This is a genomic window from Aeromonas sp. R4-3, assembly GCF_040908275.1.
Lineage (GTDB): Bacteria > Pseudomonadota > Gammaproteobacteria > Enterobacterales > Aeromonadaceae > Aeromonas > Aeromonas rivipollensis.
Window position 1 is genome coordinate 97,765 of the sequence record NZ_JBFODK010000023.1, and the last position, 20,078, is coordinate 117,842.

The window sequence follows — 20,078 nt, forward strand, 5'->3', positions numbered from 1 at the left end:
CTCAATAGAGGAAGGAGAAGAGGCTCATCAGCCGGATATAGAGCGCCCCCAGGAAGTGCATCACCCCGCTCTCGCCGGTGTAGACCAGCACATCGGCCTGGCCGCCGACCCGCAGCGCCTCGACTGGCGGAAAGTCATCACTCTGGAAGGCGATTTTGACCGGGAAACGCTGTGCCTGACGCAGCCAGTCGCGGTTGTTGTCCACCGTGGGCAGGGCACCGGCGGGCTGGCTCTTGCCATCGCCCACCCCGTAGCCGACGCTGCGGATCTCCCCCTTGAACAGCTGTCCGGGCAAGCTGTCGAGCAAGATGGTGACCTTGTCCCCTGGCCGGACGTTGCCCAGATTGTTCTCCGTCAGATCCGCCGATACCCAGACGTCATGGATGGCGATCAGTGTCATGGCCGGTGCGCCGGCCCCGATGAACTGGCCGGCATCCGTACTGAGATCCGTGATGAGGCCGCGACCCGGCGCCACCACTCGGGTGTTCTGGCGATCCAGCTGCGCCTTGTGGACAGCCGAGCGGGCGCTGAGCAGCTGGGAGTTGTCATCGCCGCTCGCCCCGGCGGCTTCGATGGCGCGGCGGACGTCGGCTTCAGCTGCCGCCACCTGGCTCCTGGCCGTCTCGCGGGTGGCTTGGGCCACCTCGAGGCGACGCACCGAGATGGCACCCGGATCCTCGCGATAGAGCCGCTCCTGGCGCTCCGCATCCTTGGCCGCGTTGTCATAGGCGGCGCGCATGGCCATCAGGGAGGCCTCGGCCGCCTTGACCCCTTCGGTGTTCGCCTTGACGCCACTCAAGACCGTCTGGTAGTCGGAGTTGGCCTTGGCCAGGGCGATGTCATAGGGCTCGGGGTCTATCTCGAACAGGGGGGAGCCTGCGTCCACGTCCTGATTGTCGTGGACATAGACCCGCTTGATCTGGCCCGACACCTCGGCGGCGACGGGGACCACGAAGGCCTGCACCCGGGCCTGGGAGCTGTATGGGGTCAGCCTGTCCGCCAGCAGATACCAGATGAGCAGGAGGAGGATTGCAGCCAGCAGCCCTAGGGTGGCGCGGCGGCTGGCCTGGCCGGGAGATGCAGTGCTGTCAGTCATGGGAGCTTGCCTTCTGTGTCATGGGGGAGTGGGTTGCGTCGAGCAGGGGAGCCCAGTCGGCGCGCGTGCGCAGCTGGGCCTCCACCTCGGGGGTCACCAGGGGGCGTTCACGCCCCTGTTCCCAACCGCCACCCAGTGCCTTGTAGAGCGTGATAAGGTCGCGCATCCGGGCGCCACGGCTGTTGACTAGGCGCTCCTGCTGGTTGAACAGGGCGCGCTGGGAGTCGAGGACCCGCTGGAAGTCCGCCATCCCCTCGCGATACTGGGTGTTGGCGATCTCGAGGGAGCGACGGGCGGCCTCGCCGGTCTGGGTCAGTAGGGCGATCTCGTCCTGGCCGTTGGCGTAGGCCACGGCCGCGTCATCCACCTCGCGGGCCGCCTTGAACACGCTGTCGCGATAGCGTTCGTGCAGCTGCTGGAAGCGGGCGTCCTGCACCAGGATCTGGTTGCCGAGCCGTCCCTGATCGAGCAGGTTCCAGCTGAGCGAGGGGCCGACGGCCCAGGAGAAGGTGCCGCTCTCCCCATTGGTGGCGTTGACCCCCAGGGTGCCGAGCAGGGTGATGGACGGGTAGAGCTCGCTCTCGGCCACGCCGATCAGGGCCGACTGGGCGGCCAGTTGCCGCTCCGCGACCCGCACGTCGGGACGCCGGCGCAGCAGATCGGCCGGCATCTCGGTGACCAGGGCCAGCTCACCCTGGGGGATCTTGCCGGTGTTGGTGCCCATCTCGGGCAGGGGGCCCGGGGGTCTGGCAATCAGGGTCGAGAGGGCATTCTGGCTCTGGCGCAGGCTGGTCTCGAGTTGCGGAATGCCGGACAGGGTGCCCAGGTACTGGGTCTTGGCCTGCTGCACGTCCAGCTCGGCGCTGTTGCCGCTCTTGAACAGCCGTTCGGTGATCTCCAGGCTGCGCCGCTGGATGCGGGCATTCTCCCGTGCGATGTGGAGTCTGGCTTCCAGGGTGCGGATGCTCACATAGAGCTGGGCCACCTGGGCGGCCATCAGCACCTGGATGTCATCATACTGGGCCAGGGTGGCGAAGTAGTTGGCATCCGCCGCTTCGATGCCGCGTTCGAACTTGCCCCAGAAGTCGAGTTCCCAGCCGAGATTGAACCCGGCGCCATAGCTGCTGCCGGCGCTGCTGTGGCCGTTACGGGTCTGTCCGGCTTGCAGCAGCTCGCCCGTGCCCACGGTGGCCTGGGGGCCGAGCAGGCTCTCGGCGATGCCGAGCTGGGCCTGGGCCTCGAGGATCCGCAAGCCGGCGATCCGCACGTCCGGATTCTTTCGCAGCGCTTCCTCGACCAGGGCACTCAGCACGGGATCGTTTAGCCGGTTCCACCATTGGCGATAGTCGGCGGTTGCGCTCGCCTGCTGACCCTCGCTGGCGCTGTGCCAGCTGGCCATCTCTTCGACTCTGGGAGCCTGATAGTCGGGGCCTAGCACTGTGCAGGCACTCAATAACAGGCACGCGCCCCCCGTGAACAGGGGGCGCATGGTGTGACGTTGGACGGCCATGGAGTTATTTATCCGCAGAAGCCAGACCTTCGTTGACCCAGGCCATGAAGATGCGATAGCCGATGGAGAGCAGGGTGGCGCCGATGAACATGCCGAGGATGCCACTGGCAGCCATGCCGCCAAGGGCGCCCAGCAGCACCACCGGCATGGGAGCATCGACACCGCGACCCAGCAGCAGCGGTTTGAGGACGTTGTCGGCCATGCCGGCGACTATCAGCAGGACGCTGTAGATGATGTTCACCAGGGTGCCGTGATCACCCGTGCTCCACATGTAGGCGATGGCGGGAGCCGTCACCAGGATCACTGGCACCTGGGCGATGCCGAGGATCAGCGCCAGGACGAAGAAGATGCCGACGGCCGGGATCCCTGCCAGCATCATGACGATGCCCGCCAGCAGCGCCTGGATAAAGGCGACCCCGATGACCCCTTGAGCGACGGCACGTATGGTGCTGGTGCACAGCTTGGTCAGCGCCAGCCCCTTGCGTTCGTCCGTGATGCGCATGGCGATGCGATCGGCGCTCGCAGCTCCCGGTGCGCCCCAGGCCATCATGATGCCGGCCACGATGAAGGAGAAGACGAAGCCGAGCAAGCCCCCCCCCATGCTGGTCAGGATGCCGACGACCTTCTTGGCCAGATCCCCGAGCTGCGGTTTGTAGCTGACGATGAGGCTGGGCAGATCCACCGAGGCCTTCAGCCAGACGGCATGGAGCTTGGCGCCCACCAGGGGGATGTCGGCGATGTCGGCGGAGGGCGCCGGGATCACCAGGGTGTTGTTGTTCACCTTGTCGACCAGGGAGCTGACGCTGTCACCCAGGGAGCTGACCATGACAACGGTAGGGGCCACGATGAGCAACACCCCCAGCAAGACCAGCAGGGTAGAGGCCTTGCCCTGTTTCCCGCCCAGGCGCGCGGCAAAGCGCTGGTGGAGGGGATAGAGGGTGACGGCCAGGATCAGGGCCCACAACATCATGTTCATGAAGGGGGAGAACACGGTGAAGCAGAAAGAGCCCAGTGCCAGGATAAGGCCAAACTTGATGAACATATCCAGGAATCTGGCAACCAACCTTTTTTCGACTATGGACAGATCATTATTTTCCATTCTGGTATGACTCCGACGGGGGATGAGCACACAACCATGCTGGCCCAACACAGGTGTCGGGCCAGCAGGCATAGGGTGTGTAGTGATAAAGAACACTGAGTTCAGCGTGTGGGGGGCACTCTGACCTTGCCTGCATTTAATTTATGGCACAGGAACTCAATGTTTAAAAAATATTTAACTGCTTGATATTAGGCTGATTGCTTCTACAACTTCAGCGGTGCCAGAGAATAAAGAGTATTCCTATACCACACAAGGGAACTGTTGCCCCCAGTCTAGCTTGGGTTCAGAAAACGGGGAGGAGTTTACCTGTATAAAATAACTGCCTAAAAAAGAGTTTCGAATGGGAAATATTATTTACTGGCTCATTAATAGCTATTTCTGCTGTCAGTAACGGAATGCCGTGGATGATGTGTCCGCCGCACTGAGCTTTGTGTTAATGGGGGCGACGTTTTATCCTATTGGCTCCTGCGCTGCGCTGGCGGCGACTCAACCCGGGATCAAACCTATGCGTCTCCTCAAGCCCTCTCCTGTGTCTCGCGTCCCTCGCTTACTGGCTTCGCTATTGGCGGGGGTGGGGGCTCTGCTGCTGGCAGGCTGCGGCCCGGACACCCCGGCGCCCGCATCTCCCTCAACCGGGGCGCAGCAGGAGGCGGGAGCGCCAAGTTCTGTGGTGCAGGCCAATGCCCGCCAGTATCGGGATGCCCCGGCGCTGGCACTGGTCTTCTCCGGCCCCCTGACGCCCAAGGCGAACTGGCAGAGCTGGCTTTCGGTCAGCGAGGGGGGCAAGCAGGTGCAGGGGGAGTGGATCCTGGCCGAAGATGGCCGCACCCTCTATTTCCCGAATGTCCAGCCCGACAAGAGCTATGAGGTGAGTCTCAAGGCGGGGCTGGGCCCATCTCCCCAGCGCTGGACCCTCAAGACCCGACCGCTGGAGGCGGGGGCCTCCTTTACCTCCAGCGGCATGGTATTGCCCCTGCGCGAGGAGCTGCGCCTGCCCATCAGCGCGGTCAACGTGGACGAGGTCAACATCGACTTCTTCCGGATCGATGCCGAGTATCTGCCGCGCTTCCTGGCCGAGTATCGCCCCGGCGCCGGCATGGGCAACTGGGATCTGGAGCAGGTCACCCAGCGTGCCAAGCGGGTGTTCAGCGGCCGCTATGCCCTGGCGCTCGATGCCAACCGGCGCGAGACCCACCTCATCAATGTGAAGGAGCCGCAACTGGCCGAGGCCGGGGTCTATTTTGCGGTGATGTCGCCCCTTGGCAACTACGACTGGCGCAAGGAGACCACCTATTTCGCGGTGAGCGACATGGGGCTCAGTGCCCGCCGCTACCGGGATCGACTGGAGGTGTTCGTCAGCTCCCTGGCAACCGCCGACCCCCTCAAGAAGGTGCAACTCTCCCTGCTCGACGAGAAGGGCAACCGGCTGCAGGTGCAGCAGACAGATCCGCGCGGTCACCGGCGTTTCGAGCAGGTGCAGGGGGCCCGCCTGCTGCTGGCCGAGCAGGGCAAGCATCTGGCGGTACTGCGCCTCGATGGCGCGGCGCTTGATCTCTCCACCTTCGATCTGGGCACCCAGCCCTGGCAGGCCCAGCAGCTTTATCTGTTCAGCGGGCGAGATCTCTACCGCCCCGGCGAGCGGCTCGACAGCGAGATCCTGCTCAAGGGGCAGGATGGCCAGCTGTTGCCCGGCATGGCGGTGGAGCTGGAGGTGAAGCAGCCGGACGGTCAGCTGCTGGAGCAGAAACGGCTGCTGCCTGACCCCCTGGGCGCCGCCCACTACGGCCTGCGCCTGCCGCAGGATGCGCCCCTGGGACGCTGGACCATCACCCTCAAGACATCGGCGGGCAGCCGCTTCGAGTGGCCCTTCCTGGTGGAGGAGTTCCTGCCCGAGCGGCTGAAACTGCAGCTCGGCAAGGGGCCGGATGGGGAATTGCAGAGCCCGGAAGCCGCCCTCACCCTGCCGCTGCAGGGGGACTACCTCTATGGTGCCCCGGCGAGCAGTACCAAGGCGAAGGCGGAGGTGAAGATAAGCCGCGCCACCATGCCCTTCACCCAGTGGCAGGAGTTTACCTTAGGGGACGTGCTGCTCGCCGAGCAGGCCAAAGAGCCGGAGCCCCTCAATATCACCTTGAACGAACAGGGGCAGGGGACTTTTTCGCTGGCGGATGAGCTGGATGGCGTGCGCGGCCTCGGACCGCTGGAGGTGGCCTACCGGGTGTCGCTCTCCGAGCCCGGTGGCCGCGCCGTCAATCGCAGCCGCACCCAGTACGGCTGGCCCGCCGGCAGCCAGTGGCCCGCCCTCAGGGCCGATTTCGTGGCAGAGCGGGTAGAGGGGGGCAAACCGCTGCCCTTCCAGATCCTCAACCTCGACGACCAGGGCCAGCCAGTGGCGGGCGAGGTGAAGGTGCGCCTGGTCAACGAGTACCGCGACTACTACTGGCACTACGCCGACGGCGAGGGGTGGAAGTACGAGTTCAACAGCCAGCCCTATCTGGAGCAGGAGCAGACACTGCAGCTGGACGGCAAGGGGCCGACCGCCCTCAGCCTGCCGCTTGCGGCCGGCTGGTATCGCCTCGAGGTGGAGAACAGCCAGGGCCATCAATCCAGCCTGCGGTTCGAGATCGGCAGCTACGCCTGGGGCGGCGGTGGCGAGCAGGCGCGGCCCGACAAGATTGCCATCACCCTCGACAAGCGCGCCTATCAGGCCGGAGACAAGGCGAAAGTAACCCTGGTCGCTCCCCGTGCGGGCAAGGGGTTGCTGCTGGTGGAAGATGGCGACGGCCTGCGCTGGTGGCAGCGCATCGAACTGAACGCCGAAGGCGCCGGGCAGGGGGAAGGGCGTGGCGAGTTCGCGATCCCCATCAGCCCCGAGTGGCAACGTCATGATCTGCATATTTCGGCGCAGATCGCCGCCCCCGACAGCGAGTCAAAGCCGGTGAGCAGCAAGGGCATTCAAAGCCTGCGTTCGGTCGGCCTGGTGCCGCTGACGCTGGACAGAGAGGCTCGCCGCCTGCCGCTCACCCTGAGCGCGCCTGATAAAGCCGTGCCGCTCACCCGGCTCGAAGTGACCGCTACCTCCACCCCCAACAGTCAGGGGCGGGTGGTGCTGGCGGCGGTGGACAGGGGCGTGCTCAACATCAGCGACTACAAGCCACTCGACCCGTTCGAGATCTTCTTCGGTCGCAAGCGCTTCGCACAAGACTTGTTCGACAACTACGGTCAGGTGATCCCGCCCCAGGACGGCAAGCTGGCTCGTCTCAACTACGGCGGTGATGCCCCGGCCCTGAAGAAGGGGGGCGCACTGGAGAGCCGGGTCGAGGTCGCTGCGCTCTGGAGTGGCGAGGTGAGTTTCGACGAGCAGGGCAAGGCGGTGATACCGCTGGATCTGCCCAACTTCAACGGCGAGCTGGCGCTGATGGCACTGGCCTGGAACGAGCAGCAGGTGGGGGAGGCCGAGCGCGCCGTCAAGGTGGTGGCGCCCCTGGTGGCCGAAATTGGCTGGCCACGCTTTGGCGCTCGCGGGGATCAGACCCGGGCCCTGGTGCAGTTGCGTAACATGAGCGGCGAAGATCAGAATCTTTCGCTTGAATGGACCCTCAATGGCGGGCTCAAGGCAAACGGCGAGCTGCCCAGCATCCTTTCCCTTAAAAACGGCGAGGAGCAGTGGCTGACCCTGCCGCTCACAGTGACAGGCGCCAGCGGCGTGGCAAGCCTGCAGTTGGCGGCGAGCGGCAAGGGCTTTGCCATCAGCCGCGACTGGTCGCTGCCGCTGCGCTCCCCCTGGCCTGCCGAGACTCGCCAGCGCTACCAGATGCTGGCCCCGGGTCAGCAGATGAGCTTTGCACCGGGCGAGCTGGCCGGGCTGGATAGCACCAACCTGCAGGGGCTGCTCAGCCTCTCCGGCACGCCCCCCTGGGATCCGGCCGCCCAGTGGCTGGCGCTGGCCGATTACCCCTATGCCTGCCTGGAGCAGACCCTGTCGCGCGCCTGGCCTTACTTGCTGACCACGGCGGATGAGCGTGCCGCCTGGGCCAAACCTGCAGAGGGGAGCAAGCCGGTGAGCGAGGCGGATCTGCAGCGCGCCCTGCTGCAACGCTTGCAGCGGCTGCAACTGCCGAGCGGCGGTTTTGGCCTCTGGGATGGGCGCTCCGACGAGGAGCCGTGGCTCACCGCCTATGCCGCCGACTATCTGCTGGCCCGCAAGGAGGCGGGGGATGCCGTGCCGGAGGCCATGCTGAGTCAGGCGTTGAACCGGCTGCAGAGTTATCTGACCGACAGCCAGTACGGGGAGCGCTGGAGCAGTGCCCCCGAGCATAGCCGGCTGGCCTATCAGGCCTACAGCGCCTATGTGCTGGCACGGGTGGGTAAGGCGCCGCTCGCCACCCTGCGCCTCATCTGGGAGCAGCAGGCCGATCACGCCCGCTCCGGTTTGCCGCTGCTCCACCTCTCGCTGGCGCTCTCGGCCATGGGGGATGAACAGAACGCCGCCAAGGCCCTTGCCCGGGCGCAGGCGACCGAGCGCGGTGAGGATTATCTGGGGGATTACGGCTCTCCCCTGCGTGACCAGGCCCTCGAGCTCTCCTTGCTTCGTCAGCACAAGCTGGCCGAGGAGCACTGGCCAGCGCTGAGCGCCAAGGTGGCCGATACCCTGGCCCATCGCCAGTGGCTCAGCACCCAGGAGCGCCTCGCCCTGCTGCGGCTGGCGCAAGTCGATCCCGCCGCCGACTGGCAGGCCAGGTTGGTATCTACCGATGGCGAGCGCCCCTTTGCCGGCGAGGCCAGTGTGCAGCTCGGCGCCCCGGAGGCGCTGACAGCCAGCGCCGTTACCAACGAGGGCAAGGGCTCGCTCTATGTGCAGCGAACACTGATTGGCTACCCCGAACAGGCGCCCGCGCGTGTCAGCCAGGGCATGAGCGTCACCCGCAGCTGGTTCAACGGTGACGGCAAGCAGCTTGATCCGGCCAAGGTAAGGGTCGGCGATCTGGTGGTGGTGCGGCTCAATGTGAGTAGCGAATCGGCGGTGCCCGATGCCCTGCTGGTGGAGATGCTGCCGGCCGGTTTCGAGCTGGAGAATCCGGCCCTTGGCAACAGCATCAAGCTGGAAGAGCTTTCGATTGAGGGGAAACCGGCGTGGCAGAGTGAGTGGAACGACTACCTCAAGCATCAGGAGTTTCGTGACGATCGCTACACGGCGGCGCTGGATCTGAGTGCGGGGGGCAACCAGCAGCTGGTCTACCTGATGCGGGCGGTGACGCCGGGTCGTTATCAGGTGCCGCCGACCCAGGTGGAGGACATGTACCGGCCTGAGCTCAGGGCCCTGGGGGAGGATATTCACGAGGTGAGCATCTCTGAGTAATCTTTCCTCCCTCGAGCGGGTTCGCCCGCTTACCCTCTGGCGGCGCAGTTTGCTGAGGCTTAGCCGCAGTGGCCGTGTCTGCCTCGTCTGGTTGGGCCGTCTGCCGCGCTGGCTGCGTTTCTCGGTGTTGGGGGCTGTTGCCCTGCTCCTGTCGCTGCTGGCGCTGGATCGCCTCTTCCCGCCGCCGCCGCTGGATCCCGCCTACGCGCGGGTGGTGCTCGATATGAAGGGTCGGCCGCTGCGCGCCTTCGCCGACACCAGCGGCGTGTGGCGCTACCCCGTGACCCTGGAGCAGGTCTCCCCTCGCTATATAGAGGCGTTGCTGGGCTACGAGGATCGCTATTTCTGGCGCCATCCCGGGGTCAACCCGGTGGCCATGGTACGCGGCATCAGTCAGTGGCTGCGCTACGGGCGGGCCGTCTCTGGGGGCTCGACCCTCACCATGCAGGTGGCCCGCCTCATCGAGCCTTACCACAGGAGCGTGCCCGGCAAGCTGCGCCAGATGGCGCGGGCGCTGCAACTGGAGTGGCACTACGACAAGCGCACTCTGCTCACCGTCTACCTCAACCGGGCCCCCTTTGGCGGCAATCTGGAGGGGGTGCAGGCGGCGAGTTTCGCCTATCTGGGCAAGAGCGCGGCCAAGCTGACCCATGCCGAGGCGGCGCTGCTGGCTGTGCTGCCCCAGGCCCCCAGCCGTTACCGGCCTGACAGGCACCCCGAGCGTGCCCGCGCCGCTCGCGACAAGGTGATGCAGCGGCTGGTGGCGCAGGGCGCCTGGCCCGAGCAGGTGTGGCAGGAGGGGCGTATCGAGCCTGTGCTGGCCCGCGGTCACTTCACGCCTATGGAGGCGCCGCTGTTTGCCCGGCTGGCGGCTGGCAGCCAGCCGGGGGCCCTGGTGCACACCACCATAGACGGGGATCTGCAGCGCTGGCTGGAGGCCCGGGTGGCGAGCTATATCCGCCGCTTCCCCGAGCAGACCTCGGCCGCCTTGCTCCTGGTGGACAACAGAACCATGGCGGTGCGCGCTTACGTGGGCAGTGCCGAGTATGGCAATCTGCGCCGCCACGGCTACCTCGACATGGTGCAGGCGATCCGCTCCCCCGGCTCCACCCTCAAGCCTTTCATTTACGGTCTGGCCCTGGACGAGGGGCTGGTGCACTCGGCCTCCCTGCTCTCCGATGCCCCGAGATTGGGTTCCGACTATAGACCCGCCAATTTTACCGGTGCCTTTCAGGGGCCTGTGACCCTCACCCAGGCGCTGCAGCAATCCCTCAACGTGCCGGCGGTGCAGGTGCTGGAGGCGTTTGGGGCCGGCAAGCTGGTCAGCCGCCTCGACAACGCCGGGGTGCGGCTGGCGCTCTCGGACAAGCCCAACCCGGCCATTGCGCTGGGGGCGGCGGGTATTCGGCTCGAGCAGCTGGTGGCGCTCTACAGCGCCCTCACCCGGCAGGGGCAGGTGGCGATGCCGGTCTGGCTGGCGGGGCAGCAGGCGGTGCCCCGCCCCTTGCTGAGCCCGGGGGCCGCCTGGATCATCTGGCAGGTATTGAGTGCCCAGGGGCGGGCGGATCAACCCTTCGCCAGCGAGGCGACCGGTCGGGTCAACCGGCTCGCCTGGAAGACGGGCACCAGCTACGGCTATCGGGACAGCTGGGCCATGGGGGTCTCCGGCCGCTGGACCATAGGGGTCTGGCTGGGGCGTCCCGACGGTACCCCCTTGCCGGGTTTTTATGGCCAGAGCGCGGCTGTGCCGTTGCTGCTTTCCGTTTACTCGCGGCTCTCGGACAACAGTCCTTTGCCGGCGCAACCCAATACGGTGAGCGAGGCCGAGATCTGCTGGCCTCTGGGGCGCAAGTCAAGTGCGACCCTGCCTGAGGCCTGCCTGCAACGCCAGAGCGCCTGGCTGCTGGAGGCGCGGGATCCGCCGACCCTGCCGGATCCCATGGATTGGCCCTCGCCCCTGCGCCAGGTTGCGCTCACTGCCGAAGGCAAGCCGACCCTGGCCCGCTGCCAGGATGCGGCTCAGTCAGGCGTTCGGGCGCTCTGGCCGCTCTCGCTGGAACCCTGGCGCACACCCGGCGAGCGCCGCCAGGCGCTGCTGGCAAGCCAGTGTGCGGGGGAGGGGCGAAGCGCCGATCTGCAGGCTCCCATTCGCATCCTGGCCCTGGGGGAGGGCAACCTCATTCGCAGTCAGCGCTACCGCCTGCAACCCAGGGTGCTGGGGGGCGTGGGCAAGCCGCACTGGTTTCTCAACGGCCAACGGCTGCGCTGGGACGGGGATCAGGTGCTGAGCGAGGCGGGGCGCTACCAGCTGGTGGTGGTGGACGAGGCGGGCAACAGCGATCGCATCGAGTTTCGGCTGGAGAACCCCTCCTGAGGCAGGAGGGTCAGAGGAGCCTCGTTCAGGGCGACAATATCTTGACGGCAGCCCCTGTGCTGGCGCTGGTTCAGGGTTTGACCTGACCCAGCCGGGTGAAGAAGTGCTGACTCTTGCGCTGGTGAAAGTGGCTCTTCTTGATGGGATGGAAGACAAGGTTGCTGTCGGGGTGACTCTCCTTGAGCCTGTGGATCATCGCCATGGCGGGCAATGAGCAGCTGACAAGGGTAGTGAGTGGCAGGCTTCGGGTCTCCGGGCCCAGCAGCTGGTTGAGCCCCTGCTGCGCTTGCTCGAAGCGGGCCAGTACGGCAGGGTCGGCGTAGCCGCTGCCCAGCATGGCGAGCAGGGCATCCAGAGCCTGGTGGAAGGCTGCCAGCTGCTGGCGAAAACCGCTGCGCCCGCGCAGGGCAACCAGCTCATCGAAGGAGATCTCGGCGAGGTGAGTGGGCACTTGCAGCGGGATTTCGAGGTGGAAGCAATCCTGGCCACCCCGGTTGTGGTAGCGGGATTCGAGCAGGTGCAGCAGCCTGTCCAGGTAGTCGTGATCCGTGATGAGGGCCCCCTCATTGGCGAGCGCCCACTCACGGGCGAGGCGCATGGAGAGCAGGTTGGCGAAGCGTCGCGCCATTCTGATCCCCCCCTCGTCCTGGGTCGCAAAGCCGTGTGTCAGGCAAAAACCGTGCAGCCGCTCCAGACCCGGCTGGGCGGGGCAGAAGCAGTCGTGGTTGGCACGCTGGCGCCAGCGAGCGATCAGCTCCTTGTTGCCAAACACCTTGTGGCGGACGAAATCGGGGGCGATAAGGCCGGTAATCTGATTTTCGATTTGGGGGGTGATGGCGGCAAAGAAGGTTGGTGCCGGCCGCTCGGCCAGCAGATCGCTCTGCTGGCGCAGGGTATCGAGCAGGGCGGTGAGGCCGCTCTTCTCGCTGACGGTGAAGACGAAGGCTAGCCGCTCCAGATAGATCAGAGCAAACTTGAGCCAGAGTTCATCCCGTACTTCCATGCCGGGGTAGTAGATATAGGTCTTCATCGGATCGTCAGTGTTCAAGCCGGTGGCCAAGGCGCAGGCTCGGGAATATACGCAAGATTGCCGCCTTGCGGCAAACATTGTGTGGGAAAATCTGCCGTCACCTGGCCAGTAGGCGCTGGCGCCAAACTTCTGATATAATTCGCGCCCTTAAATCAAGGCCACCCGAGTCAACACCATGAAGTTCATTATCAAGCTGTTCCCCGAAATCACCATCAAGAGCAAGTCAGTGCGTCAGCGTTTCACCAAGATGCTGCAGGGCAACATCCGTAACGTGTTGCGCCGCTTTGACGAAGATGCCCGCGTGCGGATGGACTGGGACAAGCTGGTAGTGAGCTCCCGCAACGATCAGTTCCACGCCCAGTATCTCGAGACCCTGGCCTGTATCCCTGGCATCCAGTATTTCCTCGAAGTGAAGCTGAGCAACTTTACCGATCTGCACGACATCTTCGAGCAGACCCGCGCCGTCTGGGGCGATCGCCTGAAAGGCAAGACCTTCTGCGTGCGTGCCCGTCGCGTCGGCAAGCACGACTTCAGCTCCCTGGAGCTGGAGCGCTATGTGGGTGGCGGCCTCAACCAGCATTGCGAAACCGCCGGTGTGCGCCTCAAGAAGCCGGATATCCAGGTGAATCTTGAAGTGGAAAACGACGAGCTCTACATCATCAGTGCCGTCCACCACGGCATGGGCGGCTTCCCCATGGCGACCCAGGAGGACGTGCTGAGCCTGCTCTCCGGCGGCTTCGACTCCGGCGTGGCCTCTTACCAGTTCATCAAGCGCGGCTGCCGTGTGCACTACTGCTTCTTCAACCTCGGTGGCGCTGCCCACGAGATCGGGGTCAAGCAGGTCGCCTATTACCTGTGGAGCAAGTTCGGCGCCTCCCACAAGGTGCGTTTCACCGCCATCGACTTTGAGCCCGTGGTGGCCGAGATCCTCGAGAAGATCGACAACGGCCAGATGGGCGTAGTGCTCAAGCGGATGATGATGCGCGCCGCCGGCCAGGTGGCGGAAACCTTCCAGATCCAGGCCCTGGTGACCGGCGAGTGTGTGGGCCAGGTTTCCAGCCAGACTCTCACCAACTTGAACGTGATCGATCGGGTGACCGACAAGGTGATCCTGCGCCCCCTCATCACCTGGGACAAGCCGGACATCATCAGCGAAGCCCGTCGCATCGGTACCCTGGAGTTTGCAGAGACCATGCCGGAGTATTGCGGCGTCATCTCCAAGAAGCCCACCATCAAGGCAGTGCTGTCCAACATCGAGGCGGAAGAGGCCAACTTCGACTTCGCCATCCTGGACAAGGTGGTGAGCGAGGCCCGCTATCTCGACATTCGCCGCATCGGCGAAGAGACTGCCGCCCAGGTGCAGGAGGTGGAGACCACCCAGGTGCTGGCCGCCAATGAAGTCATCCTGGACATCCGCTCCAGTGATGAGCGCGACGAGAAGCCGCTGGTGGTGGAAGGGCGCGACGTTCTGCACATCCCCTTCTTCAAGTTGGCGACTGCCTTTGGCGATCTGCCCAAGGAGCAGACCTACCTGCTCTATTGCGATCGCGGCGTGATGAGCAAGTTGCAGGCGCTCTATCTGAAAGAGCAGGGCTTTGACAACGTCAAGGTGTACCGCCCCTGATAGCGTGTGCATGCGCCCATAAAAAAATCCGGCCAAGGTGCCGGATTTTTTTATTTCACATCTTCGGTGATGATCAGGGGCAGGGGACTGGGGTAAAGGTCTCCTGGCCCTGGCAGCGCCAGCCCATCTCGGCCTGACGCATCTGCCACAGGTTGTTGCTGCGAAACAGGGTCAGGATGTAGAGCATGTCGCTCTTCTGGCCATCGAGGGCCACCGAGAGCACCAGATCGTTGTCCAGCTGCTGGGCATGGATGCGGGTGGGCACGTCTTCATGACCCACGAAGCGGCGAGCCACTTCGCGATAGTCGTTGACCCAGCCCTGCTGACTGCTGCTCGCCTGACGGATCTGCTGGTTGAACTGCTGCACCGGGGTGGATGCCAGGCGCCCGAACAGGGCCTGTGCCCCCGCATGAGCCGCTGCCACCATCATCAGAATCAGCGTGGTAATGAGCCCAAGTTTTTGCATGAGGTAATCCGGCTTGAAACGACCACTCTATGACAACAGAAAAGCGGGCTTGGTTCAATCTTGCCCCTGCAAGGGTGGGATCTCGCCCACCCAGACCCGGCTCAGTTGCGCTGCAACGAAAAGGTCGGCAGGGAGAGGTGCCAGTAGATGGCGGCAACGCGCAGGCCAAAAACGGCCGTCATGCAGATGAGCATGGCGGTGACCCTGTCCATGTTGACCTCCAGCGCCAGGGTATAGAGGATGCCCCCCAGGATGCAGGCGGTGGCATAGATCTCCTTTTGCAGCACCATGGGCACTTCCCGGGCCAGCACGTCCCGGATCATGCCACCAGCCACCCCCGTCATGGTGCCCATGAGCACAGCAATCAGCCCAGAGGTGCCGAAGTTGAGCGCCTTCTGGGCGCCAATCACGGTAAAGAGCGCCAACCCGAAGGCGTCCGCCACCGGCAGCACATACCAGGGCATGCGGCGGGGCAACTTGACCATCCACATGCCGATGAGGGCCGTGGCGATGACGACCCAGATGTAGAGTGGGTCGCGTACCCAGAATACCGGGGTGGCGCCCAGGATCATGTCACGTATGGTGCCACCGCCGATGGCGGTCACCGCTGCCAGCACCATGACGCCGAAGCCGTCCATTCTGAGGCGCCCTGCCACCAATACCCCCGAAAACGCGAATACCGCAGTACCAAACATGTCGCTGATGTAAACAATCTGCTCAACCAGTGTCTGCATGGAGAACAACTCACGTCCAATAAATGATGGGGCGGCGATTTTAGGGGCAAGGGGCGCGTGTGAGCAATGCCGGTATGCAAAAGTGGGAGCCAGGGCGGGTTTCTGGGGGCAGGGGAGGGCGGGTGGCTGGCAGCACAGACCCGGCTGGCATGGGCGCTGGCCACCAATCTTTGTGTCGGTTGGGGCGCAGTGGCAAAAATTCTGATTTTTTTCTCAAGGCTGGGAAATAGAGGCCGATATATAGGTTAGGCGGCGATTACTGCCAAGAAGGCAGAAAAAAGAAATTAAAGTCTTACCAAACAGCGCCGTTAACTAAACATATCAGGCACAAAACAAAATAAAGCCTGAGTGAATTAAAGATAAAATTTAATAGCTTAGGAGAAAAATTATGAGTCTGTATATCAATACCAACGTTTCATCGCTCAACGCTCAGCGTAACATGATGAACAGCACCAAATCTCTGGATACCTCCTACACTCGTCTGGCCTCCGGCCTGCGCATCAACAGCGCCAAGGACGATGCGGCGGGTCTGCAGATCTCCAACCGTCTGACCTCCCAGGTCAACGGCCTGGATCAAGGCAACCGCAACGCCAACGACGGCATCTCCCTGGCGCAGACAGCTGAAGGCGCCATGGACGAAGTGACCGGCATGCTGCAGCGTATGCGTACCCTGGCCCAACAATCTGCCAACGGCTCCAACTCCGCCAAGGATCGTGAAGCCCTGCAAAAAGAGGTGGATCAACTGGGGGCCGAGGTCAACCGTATCTCCAGCGCGACCACTTTCGCGGGCACCAAGCTGTTGGATGGCTCCTTTAGCGGCACCTTCCAGGTCGGTGCGGATGCCAACCAGACCATCAGCTTCAGCCTGACTCAGGGTGGGGGGTTCAGTATTTCTGGTATTGCGACAGCAGCATCTGTAACCACGGTTTTTGTCAGTGGCTCAACAGCCGGAGGTATTAGTATCAGCAGTCAGAGCAATGCTCAGAGCGTGCTGGGAGCTGTGGATGCTATGCTGGAAATCGTGGATGGAAAGCGTGCCGAGCTGGGTGCGGTGCAGAACCGGTTAGATTCGACCATTCGCAACCAGTCCAATATCTCGGAAAACGTCTCGGCCGCTCGTTCCCGCATCCGTGATGCAGACTTCGCCACCGAAACAGCCAACATGACCAAGCAGAATATCTTGCAACAGGCTGCCTCCAGCATTCTGGCCCAGGCTAACCAGCGTCCGCAGTCTGCGCTCTCCCTGCTGCAAGGCTAAGCTGACTGATTGCAAGAAAAAGAAAAGGGCGGTTGTTCAGGCCGCCCTGGTAAGCAAGATGGAACAATGGGGTGTTCGGATTTACGCCTTGTCCTATCGAAAGAGAGTTTCTCTTATTGGTATTACCCCTCGAGTGTTGCGCAGATCGTTCACTCTGTCACCCTCGAGGTTGTTCTCCTGAGCGTAAGCTCTTCTTTGGCCGACATTGTCGGCCTTTTTTATGGGCGCCGATAAACTGGCGACACATAAACTTCAGCATAAAACATGCCAATTTTTATTGTGCAGACATCCATGAGTCGCGTCGGAGTATCTCGTGACGACAGGGCTTTGCGGCCACGTCGCCTGGAACAGGGCTGTTGCCCGTTTTTTGCGTGGGGAGGTTGAATAAATTGCTTAAAGCTTCTGATGGGACTGCCGTTACAGAGAGTGAAGCAAATCGAGGGGGTGTTCGGAAAACCAACATTTGCGCAACTGCGGGTCCTGTGTCTGTTCAAACAGGGGACCCGCCAGATGGCACAGACCGTTCAATCTGTCCATCTGAACGGTGGGACCCTGGCTGCACTGACGCAAGCAGAGCCCGCAGTTTCTTGTTCATCAGGAGAAATCTTTTATGGCCATGTTTATCAATACCAACACTTCATCATTGAACGCTCAGCGTAACTTGATGAACACCACCAAGTCGTTGGATACCTCATACACGCGCCTGGCCTCCGGCCTGCGCATCAACAGCGCCAAGGACGATGCGGCCGGTCTGCAGATCTCCAACCGTCTGACCTCTCAGGTCAACGGCCTGGATCAGGGCAACCGCAACGCCAACGACGGCATCTCCCTGGCGCAGACCGCAGAAGGGGCCATGGATGAAGTGACCGGTATGCTGCAGCGTATGCGTACCCTGGCCCAGCAATCTGCTAACGGTTCCAACTCCGCCAAGGATCGCGAAGCCCTGCAGAAGGAAGTGGATCAGCTGGGGTCTGAAATCAACCGTATCTCTACCGATACCACCTTCGCGGGTACCAAGCTGCTGGATGGCAATTATGGCGGAACCTTCCAGGTGGGGGCCGATGCCAACCAGACCATAGGTTTTAGTTTGAGTCAGGCTGGCGGCTTCAGCATTTCAGGAATTGCGACGGCTGCATCCAATTTTACCAGTGGTCCTGCTGGCTCTATCGTCGCCGCGGTTTCAACCATCTTTACCAGTGGCTCAACCCCAGGTGGTATCAGCATCAGCAGTCAGAGCAACGCCCAAAACGTGCTGGCAGCCGTTGACTCCATGCTGGGTGTGGTGGATGGCAAACGTGCCGAGCTGGGTGCGGTACAAAACCGGTTGGATTCGACCATCCGCAACCAGGCCAATATCTCGGAAAACGTCAGTGCCGCCCGCTCCCGTATCCGTGATGCAGATTTTGCGACTGAGACCGCCAACATGACCAAGCAGAACATCCTGCAACAGGCGGCTTCCAGCATCCTGGCCCAGGCCAACCAGCGTCCGCAGTCTGCCCTGTCACTGCTGGGCTAATCAGCAAAAAGAACAGGGCGGTTGTTCAGGCCGCCCTGGTAAGAAAAGATGGAACAATGGGGTGTTCGGATTTACGCCTTGTCCTATCGAAAGAGAGATTATCTTGTTGGTGTATCTCCTCGAGTGTTGTGCAGTCGTTCACTCTGCCACTCTCGAGGAGGTTCTCCTGAGCATAAACTCTTCAATGGCCGACTATCTGTCGGCCTTTTTATTGGCGCCAGAAAAGTGGCGGCGAGAAGTATCCAGCATAAACTATGCCAGTTGAACTTTCTGGCCTGAGTCCAATATGAACAGAAGCCGCCTGCTCTGGACGAGAGCGACCAATAGCCTGATTAACAGCCATCAGCCTCTGAGCGGAAGGCATTTGCCTCTTTGTTGATGAGAGCGGCAATAAATGTCCTAAAGCTTCTGATGGGACTGCCGCTACAAAGGGTGAAGCAAATTGTGGGGTGTTCGGAAAACCAGCATTTGCGCAACTGCGGGTCCAATGTCCGTTCAAACAAGGGACCCGCCAGATGGAACAGACCGTTCAATCTGTCCATCTGAACGGTGGGATCCTGGCTGCATAGATGCAAACAGAGCCCGCAGTTTCTTGTTCATCAGGAGAAATCTTTTATGGCCATGTTTATCAATACCAACACTTCATCATTGAACGCCCAGCGTAACTTGATGAACACCACCAAGTCGTTGGATACCTCATACACGCGCCTGGCATCCGGTCTGCGTATCAACAGCGCCAAGGACGACGCGGCCGGTCTGCAGATCTCCAACCGTCTGACCTCTCAGATCAATGGCCTGGATCAGGGCAACCGCAACGCCAACGACGGCATCTCCCTGGCGCAGACCGCAGAAGGGGCCATGGACGAAGTGACCGGCATGCTGCAGCGCATGCGTACCCTGGCTCAGCAGTCTGCCAACGGCTCCAACTCCGCCAAGGATCGGGAGGCCTTGCAGAAGGAAGTGGATCAGCTGGGCTCCGAGATTAACCGTATTTCCCAAGACACTACTTTTGCCGGCACCAAGCTGCTGGATGGCAACTACAGCGGTAGTTTCCAGGTGGGTGCGGATGCCAACCAGACCATTGGTTTTAGTTTGAATCAGTCCGCAGGTTTCAGCATTTCTGGAATTGCGGCAGCAGCAAATACCACTATTATGGGGGCGAGTGGAGGGGCTCTAGCAGTAACACTGATTTTTACAAACGGGGCTGCAGCCGGTGGCATCAGTATCAGCACTCAGACCAATGCTCAGAATGTTCTTGCTGCGGTTGACTCCATGCTGACCGTAGTTGATGGCAAGCGTGCCGAACTGGGTGCGGTACAAAACCGGCTGGATTCGACCATTCGCAACCAGACCAATATCTCGGAAAACGTCAGCGCAGCGCGCTCTCGTATCCGTGATGCGGACTTTGCGACCGAAACTGCCAACATGACCAAGCAGAACATTCTGCAACAGGCCGCGTCCAGCATACTGGCCCAGGCCAACCAGCGTCCGCAGTCGGCGCTGTCGCTGCTGGGCTAAGTCGGTTCAACCGTCAATTGATATGAGGAGCAGCAGATGGCCAATGAATCGATAGCCATGCCTTCTGTTACTTCGACGCTGACTCAACATGGCGGCCCCCAGGCCGCCATGGCTGTTTCTCCACCCACATCCAGCGGAGAGGAACTGGCCGAACAGACAAGTGTCGAGCCGACAGCCAAGACATCACAGGCACAGGCCAAGGTGTCAGAGCCGCGTATGGACAAGGCCTATATGGAAAAACAGGCCCAGGAATTGCAAGAAAGATTGGACGATTTGAGCAAGTTGAAGGGATGGACCATCAATTTCAGTCTGGTCCCCGAATTTGACCAGCCGGTGATCAAGGTAATAGATGCGGAGACCAAGCAGGTTATCCGTCAGATCCCGAGCGAGGAAATGCTCTTGATAAGCAAGAGGTTGCAATCCATGGATCAGGCGAATGGCAATGGCTCCGGTCTCTCCGGGCTGCTGTTCGATGGTCAGGTGTGACCCAATTT

13 protein-coding genes are annotated in these 20,078 nt (G+C 62.3%); 7 read left to right on the plus strand and 6 right to left on the minus strand.

Going from position 1 to position 20,078, the window contains the following annotated elements; translation table 11 throughout:
• Position 1: 1 nt before the first annotated feature.
• From AB5Y91_RS06635 to AB5Y91_RS06645, 3 genes are read right to left on the minus strand one after another with little or no spacing between them, the layout of a single operon-like run.
• A complete protein-coding gene (locus tag AB5Y91_RS06635) occupies positions 2-1,096 on the minus strand; it encodes an HlyD family secretion protein (protein WP_111912798.1) in 1,095 nt (364 codons plus the stop codon).
• Positions 1,089-2,606 carry an efflux transporter outer membrane subunit gene (locus AB5Y91_RS06640; RefSeq protein ID WP_368169353.1) on the minus strand — a complete coding sequence of 506 codons (1,518 nt, stop codon included), beginning with the start codon at positions 2,604-2,606 and terminating at the stop codon, positions 1,089-1,091. The genes AB5Y91_RS06635 and AB5Y91_RS06640 overlap by 8 nt, the downstream gene beginning before the upstream one ends.
• Positions 2,607-2,610: 4 nt before the next feature.
• Entirely contained in the window at positions 2,611-3,648 is a 1,038-nt protein-coding gene (locus AB5Y91_RS06645) for an AI-2E family transporter (protein ID WP_368169354.1), read from the minus strand.
• Positions 3,649-4,210: 562 nt separating this feature from the next.
• Here AB5Y91_RS06645 and AB5Y91_RS06650 point away from each other — a divergent pair.
• Complete coding sequence (locus tag AB5Y91_RS06650; protein WP_368169355.1) at positions 4,211-9,064, plus strand: alpha-2-macroglobulin; 4,854 nt, start codon at positions 4,211-4,213, stop codon at positions 9,062-9,064.
• Positions 9,065-9,113: 49 nt separating this feature from the next.
• A complete protein-coding gene (gene pbpC / locus AB5Y91_RS06655) occupies positions 9,114-11,438 on the plus strand; it encodes a penicillin-binding protein 1C (protein ID WP_368169356.1) in 2,325 nt (774 codons plus the stop codon).
• A 70-nt stretch (positions 11,439-11,508) separates the two neighbouring features.
• On the opposite strand, the gene AB5Y91_RS06660 is transcribed toward pbpC, so the two are convergent.
• Positions 11,509-12,468 carry a hypothetical protein gene (locus tag AB5Y91_RS06660; protein WP_368169357.1) on the minus strand — a complete coding sequence of 320 codons (960 nt, stop codon included), beginning with the start codon at positions 12,466-12,468 and terminating at the stop codon, positions 11,509-11,511.
• A 175-nt stretch (positions 12,469-12,643) separates the two neighbouring features.
• Here AB5Y91_RS06660 and thiI point away from each other — a divergent pair, with 175 nt between their 5' ends.
• Complete coding sequence (gene thiI, locus AB5Y91_RS06665) at positions 12,644-14,092, plus strand: tRNA uracil 4-sulfurtransferase ThiI (protein ID WP_042648533.1); 1,449 nt, start codon at positions 12,644-12,646, stop codon at positions 14,090-14,092.
• A 73-nt stretch (positions 14,093-14,165) separates the two neighbouring features.
• On the opposite strand, the gene AB5Y91_RS06670 is transcribed toward thiI, so the two are convergent.
• Positions 14,166-14,558: a hypothetical protein gene (locus tag AB5Y91_RS06670; RefSeq protein WP_005326432.1), complete on the minus strand. Its 393-nt coding sequence runs from the start codon at positions 14,556-14,558 to the stop codon at positions 14,166-14,168.
• 101 nt (positions 14,559-14,659) lie between these two features.
• Complete coding sequence (locus AB5Y91_RS06675) at positions 14,660-15,292, minus strand: trimeric intracellular cation channel family protein (RefSeq protein ID WP_025326511.1); 633 nt, start codon at positions 15,290-15,292, stop codon at positions 14,660-14,662.
• Between the two features lie 388 nt (positions 15,293-15,680).
• Between AB5Y91_RS06675 and AB5Y91_RS06680 the strand changes: the two genes are divergently transcribed.
• From AB5Y91_RS06680 to AB5Y91_RS06695, 4 genes are all read left to right on the plus strand, one after another.
• Positions 15,681-16,550, plus strand: a complete 870-nt coding sequence (locus AB5Y91_RS06680) for a flagellin (protein ID WP_368169358.1) — start codon at positions 15,681-15,683, stop codon at positions 16,548-16,550.
• 610 nt (positions 16,551-17,160) lie between these two features.
• The gene (locus AB5Y91_RS06685) at positions 17,161-18,066 is read left to right on the plus strand and encodes a flagellin (protein WP_368169359.1); all 906 of its coding nucleotides are present in this window, start codon (positions 17,161-17,163) and stop codon (positions 18,064-18,066) included.
• Between the two features lie 615 nt (positions 18,067-18,681).
• The gene (locus AB5Y91_RS06690; RefSeq protein WP_368169360.1) at positions 18,682-19,584 is read left to right on the plus strand and encodes a flagellin; all 903 of its coding nucleotides are present in this window, start codon (positions 18,682-18,684) and stop codon (positions 19,582-19,584) included.
• Positions 19,585-19,620: 36 nt separating this feature from the next.
• Positions 19,621-20,070: a flagellar protein FlaG gene (locus tag AB5Y91_RS06695; protein ID WP_368169361.1), complete on the plus strand. Its 450-nt coding sequence runs from the start codon at positions 19,621-19,623 to the stop codon at positions 20,068-20,070.
• Positions 20,071-20,078 lie beyond the last annotated feature (8 nt).